The organism is Burkholderia sp. L27(2015) (assembly GCF_009765705.1).
Lineage (GTDB): Bacteria > Pseudomonadota > Gammaproteobacteria > Burkholderiales > Burkholderiaceae > LMUX01.
In genome coordinates, this window is sequence record NZ_LMUX01000020.1 from 76477 (window position 1) to 97980 (window position 21504).

At 61.5% G+C, this 21504-nt stretch carries 17 protein-coding genes; 4 read left to right on the top strand and 13 right to left on the bottom strand.

The annotated features are described in order from the left end of the window. Nucleotides 1-13 precede the first annotated feature (13 nt). From GSQ77_RS17425 to GSQ77_RS17475, 11 genes are all read right to left on the bottom strand, one after another. On the bottom strand, nucleotides 14-484 hold the full coding sequence (locus GSQ77_RS17425; protein ID WP_158904040.1) for a hotdog family protein: 471 nt from the start codon (nucleotides 482-484) through the stop codon (nucleotides 14-16). Then, nucleotides 475-1284, bottom strand: coding sequence for a beta-ketoacyl synthase chain length factor (locus GSQ77_RS17430; protein WP_158904041.1), 810 nt, complete (start codon nucleotides 1282-1284; stop codon nucleotides 475-477). Before GSQ77_RS17430 ends, GSQ77_RS17425 begins: the two co-directional genes overlap by 10 nt. Beyond that, nucleotides 1281-2507, bottom strand: a complete 1227-nt coding sequence (locus GSQ77_RS17435; protein WP_158904227.1) for a beta-ketoacyl-[acyl-carrier-protein] synthase family protein — start codon at nucleotides 2505-2507, stop codon at nucleotides 1281-1283. The genes GSQ77_RS17430 and GSQ77_RS17435 overlap by 4 nt, the downstream gene beginning before the upstream one ends. A 66-nt stretch (nucleotides 2508-2573) precedes the next feature. Next, nucleotides 2574-3431 carry a polysaccharide deacetylase family protein gene (locus tag GSQ77_RS17440; protein ID WP_158904042.1) on the bottom strand — a complete coding sequence of 286 codons (858 nt, stop codon included), beginning with the start codon at nucleotides 3429-3431 and terminating at the stop codon, nucleotides 2574-2576. Further along, on the bottom strand, nucleotides 3428-6034 hold the full coding sequence (locus tag GSQ77_RS17445; protein ID WP_158904043.1) for an MMPL family transporter: 2607 nt from the start codon (nucleotides 6032-6034) through the stop codon (nucleotides 3428-3430). The genes GSQ77_RS17440 and GSQ77_RS17445 overlap by 4 nt, the downstream gene beginning before the upstream one ends. Then, complete coding sequence (locus tag GSQ77_RS17450; RefSeq protein WP_158904044.1) at nucleotides 6031-6726, bottom strand: LolA-related protein; 696 nt, start codon at nucleotides 6724-6726, stop codon at nucleotides 6031-6033. Before GSQ77_RS17450 ends, GSQ77_RS17445 begins: the two co-directional genes overlap by 4 nt. After that, nucleotides 6723-7754, bottom strand: a complete 1032-nt coding sequence (locus GSQ77_RS17455) for an acyl-CoA synthetase (RefSeq protein WP_158904045.1) — start codon at nucleotides 7752-7754, stop codon at nucleotides 6723-6725. Before GSQ77_RS17455 ends, GSQ77_RS17450 begins: the two co-directional genes overlap by 4 nt. Next, entirely contained in the window at nucleotides 7751-9526 is a 1776-nt protein-coding gene (locus GSQ77_RS17460) for an AMP-binding protein (protein ID WP_158904046.1), read from the bottom strand. Before GSQ77_RS17460 ends, GSQ77_RS17455 begins: the two co-directional genes overlap by 4 nt. Before the next feature lie 28 nt (nucleotides 9527-9554). Further along, on the bottom strand, nucleotides 9555-10376 hold the full coding sequence (locus GSQ77_RS17465) for a hypothetical protein (RefSeq protein WP_158904047.1): 822 nt from the start codon (nucleotides 10374-10376) through the stop codon (nucleotides 9555-9557). A 196-nt stretch (nucleotides 10377-10572) separates the two neighbouring features. Beyond that, a complete protein-coding gene (locus GSQ77_RS17470; RefSeq protein ID WP_158904048.1) occupies nucleotides 10573-11226 on the bottom strand; it encodes an FMN-binding negative transcriptional regulator in 654 nt (217 codons plus the stop codon). Between the two features lie 86 nt (nucleotides 11227-11312). After that, nucleotides 11313-12392, bottom strand: a complete 1080-nt coding sequence (locus GSQ77_RS17475; RefSeq protein WP_158904049.1) for an alpha/beta fold hydrolase — start codon at nucleotides 12390-12392, stop codon at nucleotides 11313-11315. Between the two features lie 246 nt (nucleotides 12393-12638). On the opposite strand from GSQ77_RS17475, the gene GSQ77_RS17480 reads away from it, so the two are divergent. The 4 genes from GSQ77_RS17480 (at nucleotide 12639) to GSQ77_RS17495 (ending at nucleotide 17933) form a co-directional block, all read left to right on the top strand. After that, nucleotides 12639-14072, top strand: coding sequence for an aldehyde dehydrogenase family protein (locus GSQ77_RS17480; RefSeq protein ID WP_158904050.1), 1434 nt, complete (start codon nucleotides 12639-12641; stop codon nucleotides 14070-14072). Between the two features lie 123 nt (nucleotides 14073-14195). After that, nucleotides 14196-14954: an SDR family oxidoreductase gene (locus GSQ77_RS17485; protein WP_158904051.1), complete on the top strand. Its 759-nt coding sequence runs from the start codon at nucleotides 14196-14198 to the stop codon at nucleotides 14952-14954. A gap of 152 nt (nucleotides 14955-15106) precedes the next feature. Continuing rightward, nucleotides 15107-16420, top strand: a complete 1314-nt coding sequence (locus GSQ77_RS17490) for an MFS transporter (RefSeq protein ID WP_158904052.1) — start codon at nucleotides 15107-15109, stop codon at nucleotides 16418-16420. 529 nt (nucleotides 16421-16949) lie between these two features. Continuing rightward, complete coding sequence (locus tag GSQ77_RS17495; protein ID WP_158904053.1) at nucleotides 16950-17933, top strand: Tim44 domain-containing protein; 984 nt, start codon at nucleotides 16950-16952, stop codon at nucleotides 17931-17933. Nucleotides 17934-18087: 154 nt separating this feature from the next. Here GSQ77_RS17495 and GSQ77_RS17500 read toward each other — a convergent pair whose 3' ends face one another. Next, complete coding sequence (locus GSQ77_RS17500; RefSeq protein ID WP_158904054.1) at nucleotides 18088-19266, bottom strand: porin; 1179 nt, start codon at nucleotides 19264-19266, stop codon at nucleotides 18088-18090. 659 nt (nucleotides 19267-19925) lie between these two features. Next, entirely contained in the window at nucleotides 19926-21107 is a 1182-nt protein-coding gene (locus GSQ77_RS17505) for a porin (RefSeq protein ID WP_158904055.1), read from the bottom strand. Between the last annotated feature and the right edge of the window lie 397 nt (nucleotides 21108-21504).

A 21504-nucleotide genomic window follows, 5' to 3' on the forward strand; every position in this document is an offset into this window, starting at 1 on the left:
GTTCGCTCGCTCTTCAGGGCCCGGGCGGTGTGCCCAAGGCAGTCGCAAGTGCTGTGCTGGCGTCAAGTATCACGGTGGCGCGGCCCGTAGCGACAAGCTGCGTGCCGGCGCTGACTTCGAAGCGATACAGGATCATGCCGGCATCACCGCTCAAGCGCCAGGCTTCGCAGCGCAGGTCGTCCGCCAGACGGTCCAGTCGCGCGACAGCCAGCGCCACGTTGCGCATGCCCGTGAGCATCCCGGCCTGGGGCCGGTCGTTGGGGTCGGCCAGCAAGGCCCCATGCACCGCCATTGCCTGGGCCGCGTATTCGATTGCGCAGGCCGCGCCCAGTCGCCCATGTGCGCGCAGGGGATGGGCGAGATCGCGATGACTGCTCGCGCGGCAGACGATCTGCTCGCTATCCCAACTCACCACCGCATCGAGCAAGCACATGCTGCCGTGATGGGGGATGTGGGCTTCGATCCACGCATGGTCTAACTGCATGGCGCCACCTCGACCCGCAGGCTGCTGCCCGGCAGATACTCGATTACGCAACTGCCGGTTTCACCGCGCGCCATTAGTGTCGCGAGCGGCAGCGCACGCGCGGAGGGAATCGCCAGTCGCAAGGCTTCGAGCGCGGGTTCGGTAAGCGCATCGGTTGCGCTGTCGACCAGTGCTATTGTCAGCTTGAAGCGTGCCTGAGCATCGGGCGCCGCGGCCAGCACCAACGCCACGCCGAATGCATCGGGAATCGGCCGCACGGCGCGTAGCGGCTCCGGGTAATCGGCTTCATAAGCGACCACGGCAACGCGTCCACCATCAAGCGCCAGTTGCGTGAAGGCTTCCAGCAGGCCGGCCGCAAGGCTGCCGTCATGGGCGCATAACACTTGCGACGGTGCGCGGTCGCCGCTGGCGATACTCCAGTACCCCGAGGGCGCGTTGTGGACCGAGTTGTGAAAGCGGGTGGGCGACAGCGCGCGGTCGTCGGAAGCGAGCGTCGAGCAGATGACGTTATAGTTTTCGCCGTCGCCGCCCGAAGAGGTGAATATGGTCGGTATGCCGGCACCGTCGGGCACGACTTGCGACAGCGCTTCGTCGGCCACGGCCAGCGCGATTTTCACCACCGCACCGACCCGCCGACGCTCAGCTGGCGGCAGGCGATTGGCCGCAGGCAGCACGGTGCGCTCGGGCAGATAGGGGGCGACGCCCGCCAGCACGCGTTGTGCGGCCAGCCAGCCTTCCAAACCGGGGCCGCGCAAGCCGATCGCTTGTACATACGCTGTCAGCGAGGTGGGTGAGGTCATTGCAGCCGTCCGTGCATAAGGGATGAGTCGCCAGCCTGGCCCAAAACCAAGCTGCAGTTGGTGCCGCCAAAACCGAATGAGTTACTGAGCACCGCGCGCAACGGCTGGTCGCGACGCACGAGCAGATAGTCCAGCAAGATGGCGGGGTCGAGCGTGCGCGTATTGGCGCTTGCGGGCATGAAGCCGTGTTGCAGCGCGAGCGCCGCAAGTACCGTTTCGACCGCGCCGGCCGCGCCCAGCGTATGGCCGGTCATGCCTTTGGTGGAGCTGCACGGCGTACCGTCAAAAAGCGCCGCTACCGCGCGGCCTTCAGCCTGATCGTTGCTCGGCGTCGCCGTGCCATGCAAGTTGATGTAGTCGATTTGCGCGGGCTCCAGCCGCGCGCTTTCGAGCGCCGCACGCATTGCAAGTTGGGCGCCGAGCCCGTCCGGATGGGGCGACGACATATGATAGGCGTCGCTCGATTCACCGTATCCGAGTAAGGCGACGCCATCGTGTGTGGTAGCCGATGCCGCCGCGGGCCGCTCCAGCAAAGCAAAGGCGGCGCCTTCACCGATTGAAATGCCGTTGCGCGTTGCGTCGAACGGTCGGCACATTTGCGGCGAAAGCAATTCGAGCGAGTTGAAGCCGTACAGCGTTGTCTGGCAAAGCGAATCGACTCCTCCGACCACAGCCGCGTCGATCAGGCCGACCTCTATCATGCGGCTGGCCGCGGCGAATACCTTAGCGCTCGACGAACAGGCCGAAGAAATGGCGACGCTGGGACCTGCGACGCCGAGTGTGCGGCGGATAAAGTCGGCGACGGAAAACGGGCTATGGGTGGCCGCGTAGTCCAGGCTGGTCGGCAGCGCTCCGCTCGCCGGATCGCGCTGCCGGTAGGCCAATTCGGTTTCCAGCACGCCGGCCGTGCTGGTGCCGACAAACACGCCGACGCGCTTGCTGCCATAGCGCGCGACGGCCTCGCGTGCGTGCTCGACAAAATTGTCCTGTTGCACGGCAATCAGGGCGATACGATTGTTGCGGCAATTGAAGCGCGCCAGCTCGCCGTCGATAAGCGCCTCATCGGCGCCGGCCACCGCACCGATATAGGTATTCAAGTCGCAATGGGCGAAGCCGCCGGCCTTGAGGCCCGTGCCGGCGGCGCGCAGCATGTCCAGATGGGCGGCGAGCCCACGGCCCGCGCAGGTGGTCGCGGTGTAGTGGGAGAGCAGCAAAGGCTTCAGGGCAGGACGCATAGGTAGCCACTCAAAAAAACTGACACGGTTTTGAAACAGTTGCCCACGCCATGACTAAACGCCATGAGCGTCTCGCAATGTCACGAAATGCAAACCCTGGTGTTGTACCGCCTCGATCAAGGTGGGCAGGACACTCAATATCACCGGCGTTCCGTCCATGGTCAGCGCCGAGTGGCCGTCGTGCAGCAGCAAGATATCGCGGCCGCGCAGCCCCGTCAGCAGGCGCTGGCTGACCACTTCCGCGCGCGCTTCGCGCGTGTCGAACCCGCGCCTGGTCCACGAGGCCAGTCGCAAATCGAGTTGGCGCAGTACCGACTCCAGCAGCGGGTTGCGCAAACCGGCCGGTGCGCGGAAAAAGACCGGGCGCACGCCGGTTAAATCGGTAATGGTGCGTTGGCCTGCTGAAATCTCGGCGGTCAGCGATCGAATTCCCATTAGAGAGAACGTATGCCTATGCGTTTCAGTATGATTTTCGAGTGCATGGCCGCGCGCGACAATTTCGCGTGCCAGCGCCGGATAGCGGCGCGCTTGCGCGCCGATGCAAAAGAACGTCGCCTTGACGGCGTATCGATCGAGCAGGTCGAGCACCTGCGGCGTGACTTGCGGATCGGGGCCATCGTCGATGGTCAGCGCCACCGCACGTGCGTTTTCCGGGCATTCAGGCAAGCGTGACCAGTTGGGGCCCAATAGCGTCGAGCGCGGCCACAGACCTGCCGCGGACAGCGCCATATGGTTGGCCGCAACGCCACTTAGCCACCAGGGCCATGCGGCGGGCGCCAGCACGCAGCCGGCCAGCGCCAGCGCGTGGATGGCTGCCGACGTTTGCCAGATCGGCGGCCGAGTGGTCAGCGGCCAGCGACGCGCACCGTACGCATCCGGGGTGGGCCGATGCACCGTTTTAAACTCGCTCATCGCAACACCTCCGTTTCATCGGCATGCGCTTTCGCTGCAATGGACGTCGCGCTGTTCGTCGCGCGGCTTATAGGGGGACTGGTCGACTGAGTGAGTAGGGAGCTGAGTGGGCGACTGAGCATGGCGCTGAACAACAATACCAACAATGCGCCCGGCGCGACCGTTTCGCCGAACGAGCGCAGCAATGGCACCGACGAGAAGGCCAGAACGCCGAAGCCGGCAATCGTCGACAGGTTGGCAAATAGCAAGGAAGCCACCGTGGCCGGCTGCATGCCCCGAGGATCGAGCTGCGAATCGACCTGTGAGTCGCCCCGTGCATCGCGATCGTGCGCCGCTTCGAAGAACAGCGCGTAGTTCGACCCGAGCGCGACAACCAACAACATGCCGACCAGATGCAACAGCGTGAGTTGCGCGCCGCTCAGCGTCAGTAACGCGGCAACCACCACCACGGCGGCAGCCAGCGGCGCGATGACGCGCACCATGCGCCGCGCCGAGCGCAGCGCCAGCGCCAGCAAAACAATAATCGCCATCAGGCCTGCCGCCGATAACCAGATCGCCTGGTGCAGGTAGCCCGCGTAGAGACGGTCGGTCTGTTCCTTCAAATCGATAAATAAAATCGGCTGAGCGGGCGCCTCGGCCTGCACACCGTCCGTCGACTCGGGCTTCAAATCGCCCGGTGACTCGGGCTGCAACTGATTCAGCGCCTGCCTGATACGTGCGTGATCGATGCCGCCCGGCACGCCCGAGGGTGCGCGCAGAGGCAGAAGGGCATCGCATTGATTCGCATGACATAACAACAGCGCATCGAGCGCTGCAGCCAGCGAACTGCCGTGCACGTCGGCAGGAGTGAGCGGCGCCACGTGTCGGGCGGCTTCGACGTCATCCAAAAACCCACTCAACTTGGTCGCACGCAATGGCAAACCCTGCGTGGCTTGGTCGAGGTTGGCGCTCAGTACGGCCCGCTCAGGCAGTGCGGCCTGGCGCGCACGTTGCAACGCCACGCTGGGCAGGTAGCGGCTCGGGCTCTCGAAATTCTGAATCACGCCTTCGCTGGCAAGTGCGTGCAGCGCAGGCGTAACGCGCTCGGCGCCTTGCAAGGCGCTTTGCACGTCGGTGCCGCGCACCACCACGAAATACACGGCATCGGGTGCGCCCAATTCGCTGCGCAACTGCGCATCGAGTGCCTGATCGGCGGCAGAAATCGGGCTGAGCGCGGCCAGTTCGGTATTCCACAAACGGTGGTGGTGCAAGGCCAGCAGCGCCACAGCGGCGAGCGCCAACACCGCGACCGCCGCGCGCCAGCGGCGTGCGCGTTCGATCAGGCGGATCAGGCGACGACCAAAGCCCGTCACGTCGCGCGGCCGCAAGCTGGCCGGAATCAACGCCGGCAATACCCAGCGCGTCACGGCGGCCGCGACGACGAGCCCGCTAATCGAATAGACGCCCAGTTGCGCAAGACCCGGGAAGCCCGACAAGGTCAACGATGCAAAGCCGAAGATCGAAGTCAACGTGCCCAGGCGCACAGTCGGCCACGCGTTCTTGACCCAGTCGCTTAGCCGCCGGTCCAGGTTTTGCGTTGACGGGTTTTGTGTTGGCGAGTTTTGTGTTGGATAAGAGAGGCCCACCCCCGACTGGATGAACAGATAGATCGAGTAATCGACAGCTTCGCCGATCAGGGTCGTGCCGAAACCAAGCGTCAGCCCATGCACGGTGCCAAAGCCGGCACTTACCGCGGCTACGCCGGCCGCAGCGCCGCTGAGCACCGGCAGCAAGCCGAGCAGCAGCGTCGTGGGCGAGCGATAGACAAACAGCAGGAACACCACGATCAGGCCGCTACCCAAACTCGATAGCCATATGACTTGGCTGCGTATGGTCTGCCGGATATTAACGGCGAAACTGGGCGGCCCGCTGATCACGAGATGCAAGGGGGCGGCACCGGCGGCACGCGCGAATTGGCGTTGCACCGCAGCCAATGCCTGCTGTTGCGCATCGGTATCGGAACCCGGTGCTGCAATCTGCACGATCAGCAACGCGCGCTGGCCATCGCGGCTGCTCCACACACCGAGGCGGCTGGCGGGGTGCAGCGTTTGATTATAGGAATCGATCAACTGCAGCGTCTCGCCGGTCGGATCGCGCGCGAGCAACGGGGCGATCGACATGCCGGCGGGTGAACTCAGCAAATCGATCGAATTGCCGATGGCGGTATGCAGGCCGCTCGCGGTGAAGCGTTGCGCGTCGACGGCCGGGCTGAGCAGATAGCGATGCGCGAACACCAGTTGCTGATCGTGGGCTTGTGCATCGGCCGGGCTATTGCCATTTTGTATCGTGCTGAATTGCGGATCGCGGCGCAGTGCGTCGGCCAGTTGCTGCGACGCGCTGGCGCGTTGCTCCACGCTGCCGCCATCGATGCCCAGCAATACGGTGCGCGAAGCCGGACCGTCTCGCACCAAGCTCACCATGAGTTGCTGCTCTGGGCTGGGTGTGTTGGGCAGAAAGGCTGACAGGTCAGCCGTGTAGTGGGCGCGCGCGATCATGACAGCACAGCTCGCCATCAGCAGCGCCCAAATGACGAGCGCGACGCGGCTGCGCGAGCGGACGCTCATGGGTTAGCGGCCGCAGAAATGGCAGTGATGTTGGTCACGGTGCGATCGTGATTGGTCTGGTCGATCTGCACCGTGTCCAGTTCGGCTGCGCCGTCGGCCGCGGTGGTCCCGGCCAGCGTGATCTGCGCAATCTGTTTGGCGGCGCGCGCTTCTTTGGGCACCAGCACCAGGCGCCAATGCGCAGCGTTCCCGCTCACTTCGATCTGGTAAAACTGTTCCAATATGGCGCGCTCGCCGGTCAGTGTGCCGCGCACGCTTTCGATCGCCGCCGCGATCTCGGGGTATTGGCCCAGCGACAGCGTGCGATCATGCCCATCGCGGCTTATGGTGAGCGTGTCGCCGTCCACCACGAGGGTTTCGGGTTTGGGCAGCAAGGTGCGTTTTTCAAAATGATCGGGCGCGCGAAACGAAAGTTCGCCCGACGAGGTAACCGGTTTATCGAGCAGCGAGAGTGTCTTGGTCTCGGTGAAGGTGGCGTGGCCGGATTTATGCTGTGCGAGCGCGTGCATCAGTGTGTCGATGTCGAAGCTTTGAGCGTAGGCGGGCGAGCTGGTCAGCAGCATGCCGCCGAATGTGCCGAATACGCCGGGTGTGCCGAGTGCGAGCGCCGACGCCAGGGCCAGCAGCCCGCGACTGATGCGGGCTTTGGCGTGCGTGCGGCGCCCCGTGCGCGTGCCGGTCTGATCCTTCATGCGTTTTCCTCGGGCGGCGGTGCCGCGCTGTGCACTTGCGCAAGCGTAGGCGCGGGCGACCAGAAATCGAAAAAGTTGAACCAGTTGTAAGGCGTGGCGCGGCAATGTTTCTCCAGTATTGCGGCGTAGCGCGCGATCGCTGCATGAATCTCGGCCGTGCGCTGCGCCGGCGGGGCGTCGCTCAGCTCGCTGAAATCGGCGATCAGTTCGAAGTGGCTGAAATAGCGATTGCCCCCTTCGTAGATGCCGGCCATGAACAACACCGGACGCGCCATCAGCGCGGCAAGTCGGAACGGGCCGATCGGGAACGCGGCGTAACCGCCCAGGAACGGCAACAGCAAGGTCGCTTCATTGCCGGGCGTGCGGTCAGCCAGCATGCCGACCATGCCGCCTTCGTCGAGCCGCTGACGCACATTGAGCATCGAGTCGACGTTGCCCATGCCGATGATGTCGGCCGTGGCGCGCGGATTGATGGCCGCCAGCGTCTGATTGATCTTGCGGGCGTTTTCCTCGAACATCAGCATCGTTGCGCGCGTGCCGGTCATGCTACGCCCGACTGCCGAGAGCGCTTCGAAGCTTCCCAGGTGGGCGCCGATCAAGAACGCGCCGCGGTTCTTGGCCAGCACCGCGCGCATCGGTGCTTCGCCGTCCGCGCGAAACCGGAACAGATCGAAGCGGTCGTTAATCAGGTAGACGCGATCATGTATCGTCGACGCAAACGCGAGCACCTGTTTGAACCCATCCAATGGCGTCGGCTTGCGCGGCAACACGCGCTTCAGATAATCGCGCGAGGCGCGCCGCGCGGTCGGGGCAAAACACACGAAGTAGGCTGCAATGGCGTAGACCAGCGGCCGCGAGAGGCGGCGCCCCAGGCGCAACGATAGCCAACTCATGACGCGCAACATCAACAGGCTGCTGCGTTCCTTGTGCTGGGTCCACGCTGCGGCGGGCGCCGCGGCGCCCGGCTCGCCGGCGGTGCGACTGCGGGCGCGACCACTGGCGCGCGGCACGGGATTGGGCCGGTTCATGATAGCCCCGCCTTACCGGACAGCGTGGCACTACCGCGTGCCACCACGCGGCCGGCGGTCTGGACTTCGAAATCGATGTGGCCGCGCGGCTTGAGCGTGTGCCGCAAGCTTAGGTGTTCGCCTGGCCTGACAGGGCTTAGCAGTTTGACCTGACCCAGTTCGCATTGAGCGGGCGAGAGCCGGTAGTGCAGGGCGATGGCATGCAGCGCTTCGTCGAGCAGCAGCACGCCCGGCACCACGGGTTGCCCCGGGAAATGCCCGGCCAATGCAGGGTGGTCCGCCTCTATCACCCAACTGTGCACAGGGTCCGCAGCGCTTGAGATGCCAGAAGTGGGTGCATTGCCCGCGCCATCAGCGCCATTAGCGCCGGCGGATGGGCTCGCTGTATTGCCGCGGCGGGCCACATGCGTCTCCAGTAGCGCGCGCAAGGTATCGCGCGGCAGCTTGCCGGCATCGTTGCGCGGCAGCGCATCGAGGAAGATCAGCGGACGCGGCAAGAACACCGCATCTATGCGCTCGCGCAACTGCTTCGTCACCGCGGCGGCATCCAGCGTGGGGGCGACGATGAAGCAGCTCAATCGCGTTACGACATCGGCCTCGTCGCCATCGGGCATGTAGAAGCTTGCATCGACTACACCGGGTATCGCATTGACTTGGTGATTCAGGTAGCCCATCGACGAACGCTTGCCCGCGATGTTGATCATGTCGGCAGTGCGACCGTGCAGCAGGAACGAGCGCGGTGCACCCGGCACAGGGTCGAGCAACTCAATCACGTCGCCAAGCTGGGTCGGTTGCTCGATATGACCGCCCGATGCCCAGACAAGTTGATCGGCCAGCTCGATGTTCACCGCGCCTATCAGTTCCCAAACCTCGTTCATCGCGGTGCGTCGGGTAGCAATCTGGCCGGTCTCGGTGCTGCCGTATATTTCCAGCAAGGGCGCCGAAAAACCGGCTTCCGCCTGAATCGCAAGCGCACGTGACAGGGGCGCCGTGGCGCACAACAACAGGTCGGCGGCAGGCAGTTCGCCGCCTGCGGCCAGCAAGGAGCGAAGATGCACAGGTGTGCTGACTAGCGCACGGGGGCGCGGCGTTTCCTCAAGTGCCGATACCACATCGGCGGGGTAGAACGGCTTGCCTGCATGAAAGGCATTTCCGCTGATCAGCGGCAGCAGCACGGTGGATTCGAATCCATACATATGCTGCGGCGGCACGGTGCCGATCAGCGTGGTATGGCATGTCGCGTCTATGCCCAGGCGCGCTGCCGCAGCGCGCACGTTGAGCACGAGCGAACCCCAGGTCTTGCGGTGCGCGACGGGGACCCCGGTCGAGCCGGAGGTGAAAACGAACGCGACCGTGCGAGCGACGTCGATCTCGGGCACTTCAAAGCGGGTCGCGCGCGCGGCCTGCGCGCTGGCATCGGCATCGGTGCCATCGAGCTCAAGCGGATAGACGAATTGAGGTAGCGCAATCGGGTTGTCGTTCCTGTCGCTCAAGCAGATCGCGTCGGGCGCGAAGTGCACGAGCTCGCGTATCGCTTCCGGAGTATGCGTAGACGGCAACAGCGAGATGCGGCCCGACCATAAAATGGCGGCGAGCCCGACCGTGAAGTGATAGCGATCGGCACACGCGTTGAGCACATGAGAGCCGGCCGGCAGACGCTCGGCCAAAGCCGCGACGTCGGCCAGAAAGCGGGCTGCGGTAATCGGCTTGCCGTTGCGATAGGCGATGACCTGGCCCGGTGTGCGGTGCGCAATCAGCGGATAAGTTTTCATAGCGAGTTTCCGTGGCGCGTTTGAGTGATCAGCGTGTACGGGACGTCAAAGCGCCGTCGCGGGCAGACCCGGGACGAACCCCGCAATGCGAAACCACGCGCAGCGTATCCATAAAACTTGAGCGCTCGTGTTTAGGAATGACAAGGCAGCGACAGACAAATTCCAACAAAAACCAGAACAGCGACAACGGCAGCGCCGAAAACCACGCAAATTCGGTCCAATGCGCAAACGAGGTGCTGAAGAACAGCGACACCGAAACCGCCGCCACCAGCAGGAAGTTCAACGTCCATCCCGCCGTGACCCGTCGCGTATAGCGGCTTTGCAACGGCGTCAGCGGTCCATGCAGATGCTCCGCAAACCGCGACACCAGCGGTTTGTGGCCCGGGCGCAAGGAATGACCGAACAACGCCGCCAGCGCCAAGTTACCGCTCAGATGGTCGAGCAACCACAACTCCCGGATATGACCGATCTGTCCGTGTTGCGAACACAGTAGCGCCACGATCAACAGGCTGCCGGCCAGCGCGGCGAACCAGCGCAACCGGGTGGGCCACGCGGCTGCGACCCAGCAGCCGACGGGTGGGAACGTCGCCACCAGCAAATTCAGCGGGCTGGGCGTGATGCCGACGCGCGCTTGCGCCAACGCGCCATGTGTGAACGAATACCACACGCATAGCCCGAAGATGGCGATCACTGCTAGCGCGGCGGCGGATTTAGCCCAGACGCCGGCGGCGCTGGGGCGAGACTTGAGATAGGGGCGTACGTCGGTCAAGGGCAAGGTCGATGCTTGATCGGTGTTAGGGTTTTGTGTCGGTCCACCGCTATGCGTAAACGGCGGCATAGATGGTGGCATAAGGGGTGCCAAAAACGGCGGTACTAATTCGATTGGACACAAAAATAAGGGCGAAATTCAGTCTAAAACTGAATTCGCCCCCGATCTTGCCATCGGCTGCGCCCGCTTTCAACGGTTGTATCGCGCGCACGGCGCTTTGACTGTAACCGTAGCCGAATCCAGTTACATTCTCGTGCAGGTTCTGCTCGCGGCGCGCTTAGGGGCGCCCGGGATGGTCGGTAACGTTCGCTTGCATCAGTTCGGCGAAGGCTTGCGTTGTGTCGGTATCCTGCGTTTTCAGTCCCGCGATCACGCCCTGCTGGTCAGCCAGCGGGCGATTCTGACTGGCTTTCCATTTGCCTGTCAGTTCGGTAATGGCGATCTCGATGCCAACGATATGCTTAAGTTGGCTGGCAATGAAATCGGCGGGCGCGTCGCTGACCTTCCAAGGCTGAGGTTGGCCGGCCTCCATTCGCAGGGTCAGACGCTCGACCATGCCGCGTACCCAATCCTCGTCGTCCATCACAGTCATCACGCCGCGCGCATGCACGACCGCGTAGTTGTAGGTCGGCACCACCTTATGGTGTTCGCGCTTGCTCGCATACCAGTTAGGCGAGACGTAGACGCTCGGTCCTTGAAACGCCACCATCGGTTGCACCGCGTTAGAGAAATCCTGCCAGACCGGGTTGTTGCGCGCGACATGGCATAGCAGTGTGCCGAATGGACCGCGAGCAGGATCGACTTCGAAGGGCATGTGGTTCAAATTCAGGCCGCCGCTGCCGACTGTGACGAGCAGTCCGAGCGGATGCTCGCGGATCAGTCCATGCATCACGTCTATGCGCGTTTCCTCGAATGCTTTGGGCATGTACATATCGAACTCCTGCGGTGCAACTCGAGGTCGCCGGGGATGGATTATTTATTTGTCACAGCGCGTCGCAGCGACTGGTCTTTCCGATTTTACTGCGCGGGCAGGCTGCTGAGTAAATCGATCAGATAGGGCTTCCATACTTCGGGATGCGCCAGTGTCTGATGACCGTATGATCGGTCGGTCTCGGGGATTTCCACATAGCGCCCGTCGTGCAGGGTCGGCATGATGCGCTGCATTACCTTCAGATCGGCCGCATTGATCAGGTCGTCGGCAAAATTGACGGCGTACAGCTTGGCCTTGATGCGGCCCAGTTCGGGCTCGGGGTTGTAATCCCACGACGATTCGAACCAGTACAGCACATCGTTGGCATCGAACTGGCGCGCGTCGGCTACCGTGGAATCGTAGAGCTGCGTCGCGGCCTCACGCGTTTGCGCGGCCAGTTGCATGCGTGCGGGGTTTTGCGTGATCAGCGTGAAAATCGGCATGGTCCGTACCCATTGCCCCGGTTGCTGCGCGTAATCGCCGTTGTGCCAATCGGGATCGGTGCGTATCGCCGAAACGATCATCTGGCGCCAGAACCAGTTGCGCCCGGCCATCGGAATCGGTTGACTGGCAATGGGCATCAGGCCGTCCATCATGTCAGGATAACGTTCGCCCCAGATCCAGGTCTGCATGCCGCCCATCGAGGTGCCGAGTACAAGTCGCAGATGATTGACGCCCAGGCCTTGAGTCACCAACTGGTACTGAGCGGCGACGACATCGTTATAGCCGTAGTGCGGGAAGCGCGCGCGCAGGCCGTCGCTCGGTTTGCTCGAACCGCCTCGGCCCAATCCGTCGGGCAGGATGATGTAGTAGCGGCTCGCGTCGAGTGGCTGGCCCGGCGCGAATAATTCGCGGCGCATCGGCGCAGCCAGGAATGCTTTCCCGGTGCCTGTGGTGCCGTGCAACAGCAGTACGGCATTGGTGACGCGACCATGGCTGTCGCGGTGCGGCGTGCCCAGCGTGACGTAGTGCAGTTTGATCTGCGGCAGTGTCGTGCCGTCGGAGAACTGGAAGGAATTGACGACGAAGTCGCCCGAGACTTCCGGCGGCTGTGACGGCTGCACGGTTTGGGCGGACACGCTGGCCGTGGCAAGCAATGTCATCAGAGTGGCAAGAAAGCGCAGCATGAGAGTCTCCGTTGGTGCATCGGAAAATAGCACACGCGAGGCGCGGGTGCATAGCGATGTGTGTCCGTGCAAGCGGCCTGTAAGGTCCTGGCGCGGCAGATCGGGTCCGCTCGCGAGGTGACGGATCGGCGCCAGGCGAATCGGATAATCAACGCGCGGCCCCGTGACTACCCCGATACAGTTGAGTGACCAAACCGCTTAACATATTAAAGACAGGGTCAGGTGACCCGGCGGGAGTATAGACAGATGCGACAACATTTCATCGATAACCGTTGGGTCGCCCCAGCTTCGGGCGAGCAAATCCCGGTGGTCGACCCATCGAGCGGCGAAATTTTCGACGCCATCGCGCGTGGCAACCAGGTCGATGTCGAACTGGCGGTGGGTGCTGCCCGACGTGCTTATGAAGGTGCTTGGGGACGGCTGGCGGCGGCTGAGCGTGGACGCTTGCTGATGAAGCTCGCGCAAAGCCTGCATGAGCATCACGAAGAGCTGGCTCAACTGGAAGCGCGCGATTGCGGCAAGCCGCTGAAGCAGGCACGTGCCGATGCCACGGCGATCGTGCGCTACTTCGAATTCTATGCGGGCGCTGCGGACAAACTGCACGGCGAAACGATACCGTATCAGCAAGGCTATACGGTGCTGACGCTGCGTGAGCCGCACGGCGTGACGGCGCATATCGTGCCGTGGAATTATCCGATGCAGATTTTCGGGCGCTGCGTGGGCGGCGCGTTGGCCGCGGGCAACACCTGCGTGGTCAAGCCGGCTGAAGACGCTTGCCTGTCGCTGTTGCGGGTAGCCGAACTGGCGGCGCAGGTGGGCTTTCCGCCGGGGACGATCAACCTGGTGACCGGTTACGGACATGAAGCGGGCGATCTGCTGATTCGCCATCCGGACATCGATCATGTGTCGTTTACGGGGTCGCCTGCGATCGGCAAAGTGGTGGTGCGCGCGGCCGCCGAGCACCACACGCCGGTGACGCTGGAGCTCGGCGGTAAATCGCCGCAAGTGGTATTCGCCGATGCCGATCTGGATGCGATGGTGCCGGTGGTGATCAATGCCATCGTGCAAAACGCGGGGCAGACTTGTTCGGCCGGCAGTCGTCTGCTGATCGAGCGCAGCGCCTACGAGCCGGTGCTCGAGCGGGTGGCGCAGGCGTTTCGCCGCTTGCGGGTAGGCTCGGCCTCGATGGATCTGGACTGCGGCCCGTTGATCCGGCGCAGTCAGCTCGAACGCGTGGCTGGTTTTTTGGAGGAAGCGAAGGGCAGCGGCATCGCGATCGCGGCGCAAGGACAGGTCGCCGACGGAGCGCCAGCCGGGGGCTTTTATCAAGCGCCGGTGTTGTTGCGCGACGTGCCGTTCCAGCATAGGCTGGCCCAGGAAGAAGTGTTCGGACCGGTGCTTGCGGCCATGCCGTTCGAGGATGAAGCGGATGCCATCCGGCTTGCGAATTCGACTCAGTTCGGTTTGGTGGCGAGCGTCTGGAGTCGCGATGGCGGCAGGCAGATGCGTCTGGCTCGGGCGATTCGCAGCGGTCAGGTGTTCATCAATAATTATGGTGCGGGCGGCGGCGTTGAATTGCCGTTCGGTGGCGTGAAGGCCAGCGGGCATGGGCGTGAGAAAGGCTTCGAAGCGCTGTACGGTTTCACCGTGCTGAAAACAATCGCCATCAAACACGACTGATCGGGCGACGGCCAAGCGCCTCATGATCGTCACGAGCGTTGAGTTTTACGGACGTTTTTGACCGAGGTTTTTTTACCGACGGATTTTACGGATTTACGGGCTTTACTTTCCCCAGGAGACAAGATGCGTTTAAAGAATAAAGTAGCCATTGTGACCGGCGCCGGTTCGGGTTTTGGCGAAGGCATTGCCAAGACCTACGCGCGTGAAGGTGCACGCGTGATGGTGGCCGATATCGGCGAAGCGGGCGGGCTGCGTGTGGTCGAAGAAATCAGGGCGGCGGGCGGCGACGCGCATTTTGTCAAAGTCGACGTGTCGAAAAGCGCCGAGGTTGCGGCCATGCTTGCGGCGACGCTCGAGGCTTATGGGCACCTCGATATCGTCGTCAACAATGCTGGCACCACGCACCGCAATCGGCCCATGCTGGAAGTCGAGGAAGACGAGTTCGACCGGATCTATGCGATCAACGTAAAAAGCATTTACCTGAGCGCCAAGCATATCGTGCCGTATTTTCGCAAGGTAGGCCGCGGCGTGTTCGTCAACATCGCGTCGACCGCGGGCATCCGTCCGCGCCCCGGGCTGACCTGGTACAACGGCACCAAGGGCGCGGTGATTACCACCAGCAAATCGATGGCGGCCGAGCTGGGCCCGGAGAACATCCGTGTGAATTGCGTCAACCCGGTGATCTCTGCCACCGGCCTCGTCGCCGAATTCATGGGCGTGCCCGACACCCCCGAAAACCGCAAGAAATTCACCGCGACGATACCGCTGGGGCGTTTTTCGACACCGCAGGATATCGCCAACGCATGTTTGTATCTGGCCTCCGACGAGGCCGAGTTCATTACCGGGGTGTGCCTGGAAGTGGATGGAGGGCGTTGCGTGTGAGGAACCGGTTTGCCTACCGAGTTTGTACCTAGGTAGTGAGCCAAAATGTTCTGGTAGTCTTACATCACGCGGCGGCGGGCCGATTCGACCCGTCGCGCGTCGAAAAGTGCATCGATAAAAAAACAAGTGGCTTAAGCCAATCGGAGAGAGACATGTCTACTACCCCTGGCGTCCCGCTGTCTACGGGCCGCGATACCGACTCGTTCGAGGCACGCACCTACGCCAAGGTCACTTGGCACATCCTGCCGCTGTTATTCCTGTGTTACGTCGCGTCCTACCTGGATCGCGTCAACGTCGGCTTCGCCAAGTTGCAGATGGCTACCGACTTGCAGCTTAGCGATACGGTATTTGGTCTGGGCGCAGGGATCTTCTTTATCGGCTACTTCATCTTCGAAGTGCCGAGCAACGTGATCTTGCATCGGGTCGGCGCGCGTATCTGGATCGCTCGGATCATGGTGACTTGGGGCATTGTTTCGGGTGCGATGGTTTTCGTGAACGGGCCCGTCATGTTTTATGTGATGCGCTTTTTGCTCGGGGTGGCCGAAGCCGGCTTTTTCCCTGGCGTGGTGCTTTACCTGACCTACTGGTATCCGGCCAATCGCCGCGGCAAGATCACTGCGCTGTTCATGACGGCGATCGCGCTGTCGGGTGTCATCGGCGGTCCGTTGTCGGGTTGGGTCATGCAGAGCATGCCTGGGGTCTACGGCCTTGCCGGCTGGCAGTGGATGTTCATCATCGAGGCGATTCCGTCGCTCGTGCTGGGCTTGGCGACGATCGCTTACCTGCAGGATCGGGTGGCCGACGCCAAATGGTTGACTGACGAAGAGAAGAACTTGATCGCCACCAAAATCGGTGTCGAAGACAAAGAGAAGGGCGATGGCACCTTGGGCCAGGCATTTGCCAATCCGCGCGTCTGGGTGTGCGCGTTGATCTATTTCTCTTTCGTGATGGGGCTGTATGGCGTTGGCTTCTGGCTGCCGACGATCATCAAGGCCACCGGCGTCAAAGGCACGCTCGACATCGGGATGCTGACCGCCGTTCCGTATGCGGTCGCGGCTGTTGCGATGGTGTTGATCGGACGTAGCGCGGACCGTTTGCGCGAACGCCGCTGGCACGTGGCGATTCCCGGTGTGGTGGGCGCTATCGGCCTGCTTTTGAGCACCTTTTTCGGTGACAATACGTGGCTCTCGATGTCCGCGTTGACGTTGGCCACGGTGGGTATCCTGACGACATTGCCGCTGTTCTGGAGCTTGCCGACTGCGTTTCTGGGAGGCACCGCTGCTGCAGCCGGAATCGCACTGATCAATTCGCTGGGCAATCTGGCCGGCTTTGTCAGTCCGTTCATGGTGGGCTGGTTGAGGGATCTGACCCATAGCACCAACAGCGGCATGTATATGCTGGCCGCCTCATTGGTCGTGGGTGCGTTGCTGACGCTGACGATGCCGGCTCAGCTAGTCAATAAGTAAGTTTTTGCGGGCTGGTGGCAGGCGAACGGGGAAAGACGGCTCGCCTGCCGTACCTGCTGTAACGGCCCCAATCGCCGTCACTGGCATAATCGCCGTAGCCCGCGCAATTTCTGTAACCGGCACAACTGCCGCAATTACCCAATCGCAATCGCGGTAACCACGGTAATCGGCATAACCGCTGTCGCTGCCTGGCGAATTCAGCCTTACGCCCCTTTTACTCTTTCTTACGCTCTGAGCAGTGGTACGCTGCGTGCGTCCGATCGATTCCTCTTTTCCCCCTTTCTGCGACCCGGCATCCGCACATCGAATTCGTCGTCCCAAATTCGCCTTCAGATACGGAACGCGAAACGAGATAGAATGTCGAACCTTACAGTTTGTAATGTTTAGATTGCGCATGAGTGGTGGAACGCTGTGTTTCCCAGGCTCATGTCCGGTCTGGAATGCCGCCGCCTACAAGAGTGCGGTTGGGTGTCGTGGCATTTGTTCAATGATGGTCAAGCTGACCTCACAGGTACAAGGAAGCATAACTATGTCTGGCAATGCGGTTCACGTTAATCGTTCCACCTTTTTCAAACGCATCGGTGTCGGTTTGTTCGCCGGAGTACTGGCCCTCACTATGGTGTTGAGCGATGCGCAAGCGCGGCGCCTTGGCGGTGGCCGCAGCATGGGCACGCAATCGCAATCGGTCCAACGCAGCGTCGCTCCGGCCGCGGTGCCACCCACAGCGCCCGCCGCGGCACGTCCGACGCCGAGTGCCACGCCCGCGCCCGCGGCGCAGCCCGCGCGCAGCCGCTGGATGGGGGCGTTGGGCGGCCTGGCCGCGGGCTTGGGCATCGCCGCCTTGCTGTCGCATTTCGGTTTGGCAGGCGCATTCGCCGGCATGCTCTCCAACTTGATCGTGATCGCGTTGGTGGCGTTCGTGGTGATCTGGCTCGCACGTAGGTTGATGCGCCGTTTCGGTCCCCCGCAGCAAGGTCTCGCGGCGACGGCTGCACTGGGTGCTCGTGGCAACGATGCGCAGCAACCGGGTTATTCGACGCGTGGGGTAGACGCCAGCACAAACGCAACCACGAGCGCCGGACTTGCTACCGCAAGCCTTGCGGCTGGCTCTTCAATGGCGAGCACCGCGAACTTCACTGTACCGGCCGATTTCGATACCGAAGCCTTGTTGCGTGAAGCGAAAGTCTCGTTTATCCGGCTGCAGGCCGCGTGGGACGCCGGCAATATGGACGATATCGATCGCATCACCACACCGGAAATGTATGCGAACGTCAAACTCGATTTGAACGACCGCGGCGGCGCCGGCAATCGCACCGACGTGGTCAAGCTCGATGCGAAATTGGTGGGGCTCGAGCGGGTCGATGCGCAATGGTTGGCCAGCGTGCACTTCAGCGGATTGATCCGCGAAACTGAGGGTGCGGCGGCTGAACCGTTCGAGGAAGTATGGAACTTGACGCGCAACGTTGGACGCACCGATGGTTGGCTATTGGCGGGGATACAGCAACTCCACTGAAGCATAGCCTCAGCACCGTACACTCGCGTCGCCTCGCAAGCATGCGGCCGACGCAAGGCCGCAAGAGTCGGGCCCCAGCGAGCCACAAACAAAGAAAGGCGCATAAGCGCCTTTCTTCTTGCTTCCAAGCTTTTCTAAATTCTAAACAGTCTGCTTAGAATTTGTGACGCAGGGCCACGCGAACCATAGCCTGACGGTCGTTGGACGAATCGCCCTCGTTGCCGATGTCGGCCACTGCAGCGCCACCCTGTGAGTTGGTCCCCGCCGCCTTTTGGAAGGAGCCCGCAACATAGACGTCGGTGCGCTTGGACAAAATGTAGTCGGCCAGCAGGCTGACTTGGTTAAAGTGCTGGTTGCCAAGATCGGCACCGTTTACGCTGTTACCCTTCAAGTAGTCATACGCCAAGCTCGTGGAGAACGTCGGCGTGAACGTCCACGTCAAGCCTGCATCTACGTTACTAAACTTGGCGGCCGCACCGTTGGCGGCTGTGATGTTGCCGTACTGGATGTTCGAATACGACACGCCGAAGGTAGCGGGTCCGATTGAGTACTTACCACCAATGATGGCATCTTGATACGAAGTCGCCGTTATGTAACCGCTGTTCAGCAGGCCGGACAGCGAACTTGAGCCGTTGCTGTTGTCTGTGAACAGGCCTGTGCCCGCCGCACCCGTCGGGTTCTTGAAGTAGTTGTAGGCAGCACCCAAGGTAATCGGGCCGTTCGAATACGCTGCGCCTGCGCTGTAACCGCCGCCGGCGGTCACGTTGCCTGCCTGCCCGCCCAGGCTGACTTCAGCACCGAAGGTCAAGCCGTTGATATTCGGGCTTGCATACTTGATGGTGTTGTTGGTGCGCAGGCTGTTGTTCGTGTTGTCCAAATCACCCGGATGCTCATTCAGGCTAGTGCTACCGGCGTAGCCGAGCGTCGAGATGGGTTGACCGTAGGTCACAACGGAGTCGTACTGGCGACCCAGGGTAACCGCACCGTACCGCGAGCTGCTCAAACCGACAAATGCCTGACGACCGAACTCTGTGCCGCCCTGCCCAAGTGCGCCCGTGTTCAGATTAATACCTGACTCGAGGGTGAAGACGGCCTGCAAACCGCCGCCCAGATCTTCAGCACCTTTCAGGCCCCAACGGCTACCTTGCTCGCCGCTGGTCGAATCCAATGTAACTTGGCGGCCGCCGACGTTGGTTGTGCCGACCGTGTTCTTGGCGTTGCTGTTGAATTGCACGCCTTCGTCGATGATGCCGTACAGCGTCACGCTGCTTTGTGCGTGCGCTGCCACGGAGAACAGGCTTGCGATAGCTGACGCCAATAGGATTTTTTTCATTCGGGATAAGCTCCGGACAGGTTGCGAGGGGATTGAACTCAATGTAAATACGCATCGTGCCGGCGCAATCTTGCGCACAAGCTTGGGAGCGATGAGCCATCCGATACCGCCCTCGTTCCCCGACGGGACAGAGTGTATGAAGGCAATTTTCAGCAGAGAGACGTCATAAACAGGAATAATATCTTTCGAAAATAGAAATAGTCGTTTGAATAGAGGTGAAAACCCTTAATGGCATTGGGTGGAGCGGAATCGCCCGTACCCTTTGGTCAAGAACATGACGCTTATGCGTTGTGTGAGGGCGACATGAGTCAAACTGTCGCATTGCATGCGCCGCATAGATTGCCGGTCCCGTGCCGACGAGGCGGGGACGCACACAAAAAATTCGATGGGGAGAGGCTGAACTGCCTAAAGCACGTTGTCGATCGTTGATGTCGACTCAGCTTCAGGTTTGGATTTCTTAGAGGGGGGCGAACCGGGCGCAACCACCGAATCAGGCGAGCACCGCTTCCGTGAACTTACCATTGACGCGCTGCGGGTCGAGGCAGTGCACGAAGCTCATGCCCTCGGCGAGCGACGGCTATCCTACTGCGAAGACATCCGGGGGTGGCGATGGCACCACCCCCGTTTTTCAAGCTTTTTCTAAATTCTAAACAGTCTGCTTAGAATTTGTGACGCAGAGCCACGCGAACCAGAGCCTGACGGCTGTTGGACGAATCGCCCTCATTGCCGATGTCAGCCACTGCAGCGCCGCCCGTCGAGCTCTTGCCTGCAGCCTTTTGGATTGCACCCAGGACATACACGTCGGTACGCTTGGACAGCGAGTAATCGGTCAACAAGCTGACTTGGTTGAAATGCTGGTTGCCAAGATCGCTGCCGTTGACTGCATTGCCCTTGGTGTAGTTGTAAACCACACCGGCGTACAACGTCGGCGTGAAGTTCCACTTCAGGCCAGCTTCCACGTCGTTGAACGCTGCGCTTGCGCCGTTCAATGCAACGATGCTCTGGTAGCGGGTGTTCGAGTACGACAAACCGATCACCGCCGGTCCGATTGCGTACGTACCGCCAGCCGCAGCAACTTGATACGAACTAGCCGATTGGTAATTGCTGTTCAACACGCCGCTCAGCGAAGTTGTGCCACTCACGTTATCCGTGAACAGGCCCGTGCTGCCGGCTGTACCCGTTGGGTTCTTGAAGTAGTTGTAACCAGCACCCAAGGTGATCGGGCCGTTGGCATACGCTACGCCAGCCGAGTATCCGCTGCTGCCGGTTACGTTGCCTGCTTGACCGCCCAGGCTCAGTTCCACGCCAGCTGTCAAACCATTGAACGACGGCGTTGCGTACTTGATCGTGTTGTTGGTACGCAGCGTGTTGTTCAGGTTGTCCAAGTCGCCCGGATGCGAGATCAGGTTACTGCCACCGAGGTAGCCGGTCGAGGTCACAGGTTGAACGAAGGTTACAACTTCGTCGTACTGGCGACCCAACGTCAGCGTACCGAACTTGTCGCTGCTCAAACCGACAAATGCTTGACGACCGAACGGCGTGCTGCCTTGGCCGAATGCGCCGTTGTTCAGGTTGATACCCGACTCAAGGGTGAAGATAGCCTTCAAACCGCCGCCCAGATCTTCAGCACCTTTCAGGCCCCAACGGCTGCCATTCAGACCGCTGGTCGAATCCAGAGCAACTTGACGACCACCTGCGTTGACGCCATTAACCGTGTTCTTGGCGTTGCTGTTGAATTGCACGCCTTCATCGATGATGCCGTACAGCGTCACGCTGCTTTGTGCGTGCGCTGCCACGGAGAACAGGCTTGCGATAGCCGACGCCAATAGGATTTTTTTCATTCGGGATAAGCTCCGGATATGTTGCGAGTGGATTGAACTCAATATGAATACGCATCGTGCCAGCGCAATCTTGCGCACAAGCTTGGGAACGTTGAGCTATTCGATACAGCCCTCGTTCCCCGACCGGACAGAGTGTAATGAGAGCGGTCCGCAGCGGGAGACCCTAAAAATTGGAATAATATCTTTCGAAAAGAGAAATAGTCGTTTGAATATTCGTGGAAACCCTTGCGGGCATTGGGTAAAGAAAGGGTAAACAAAAAAACGCCGCAACCTTTCTTTAAAAAAAACGACACCTATGCGTTGTGTGAGGGCGACACGCAATCAAACTGTCACATTGCCTGCGCCGCCCCCGATTGCGGGCTTCACAGATCTAAGGTGGCCCAGCGCGGACCTAGCA

Bases quoted from the DNA above. Each gene is read 5' to 3' on its own strand.
- GSQ77_RS17425 (WP_158904040.1), bottom strand. From the start codon at position 484: ATGCAGTTAGACCATGCGTGGATCGAAGCCCACATCCCCCATCACGGC.
- GSQ77_RS17430 (WP_158904041.1), bottom strand. From the start codon at position 1,284: ATGACCTCACCCACCTCGCTGACAGCGTATGTACAAGCGATCGGCTTG.
- GSQ77_RS17440 (WP_158904042.1), bottom strand. From the start codon at position 3,431: ATGAGCGAGTTTAAAACGGTGCATCGGCCCACCCCGGATGCGTACGGT.
- GSQ77_RS17445 (WP_158904043.1), bottom strand. From the start codon at position 6,034: ATGAGCGTCCGCTCGCGCAGCCGCGTCGCGCTCGTCATTTGGGCGCTG.
- GSQ77_RS17450 (WP_158904044.1), bottom strand. From the start codon at position 6,726: ATGAAGGATCAGACCGGCACGCGCACGGGGCGCCGCACGCACGCCAAA.
- GSQ77_RS17455 (WP_158904045.1), bottom strand. From the start codon at position 7,754: ATGAACCGGCCCAATCCCGTGCCGCGCGCCAGTGGTCGCGCCCGCAGT.
- GSQ77_RS17460 (WP_158904046.1), bottom strand. From the start codon at position 9,526: ATGAAAACTTATCCGCTGATTGCGCACCGCACACCGGGCCAGGTCATC.
- GSQ77_RS17465 (WP_158904047.1), bottom strand. From the start codon at position 10,376: ATGCCACCATCTATGCCGCCGTTTACGCATAGCGGTGGACCGACACAA.
- GSQ77_RS17470 (WP_158904048.1), bottom strand. From the start codon at position 11,226: ATGTACATGCCCAAAGCATTCGAGGAAACGCGCATAGACGTGATGCAT.
- GSQ77_RS17475 (WP_158904049.1), bottom strand. From the start codon at position 12,392: ATGCTGCGCTTTCTTGCCACTCTGATGACATTGCTTGCCACGGCCAGC.
- GSQ77_RS17480 (WP_158904050.1), top strand. From the start codon at position 12,639: ATGCGACAACATTTCATCGATAACCGTTGGGTCGCCCCAGCTTCGGGC.
- GSQ77_RS17485 (WP_158904051.1), top strand. From the start codon at position 14,196: ATGCGTTTAAAGAATAAAGTAGCCATTGTGACCGGCGCCGGTTCGGGT.
- GSQ77_RS17490 (WP_158904052.1), top strand. From the start codon at position 15,107: ATGTCTACTACCCCTGGCGTCCCGCTGTCTACGGGCCGCGATACCGAC.
- GSQ77_RS17495 (WP_158904053.1), top strand. From the start codon at position 16,950: ATGTCTGGCAATGCGGTTCACGTTAATCGTTCCACCTTTTTCAAACGC.
- GSQ77_RS17500 (WP_158904054.1), bottom strand. From the start codon at position 19,266: ATGAAAAAAATCCTATTGGCGTCAGCTATCGCAAGCCTGTTCTCCGTG.
- GSQ77_RS17505 (WP_158904055.1), bottom strand. From the start codon at position 21,107: ATGAAAAAAATCCTATTGGCGTCGGCTATCGCAAGCCTGTTCTCCGTG.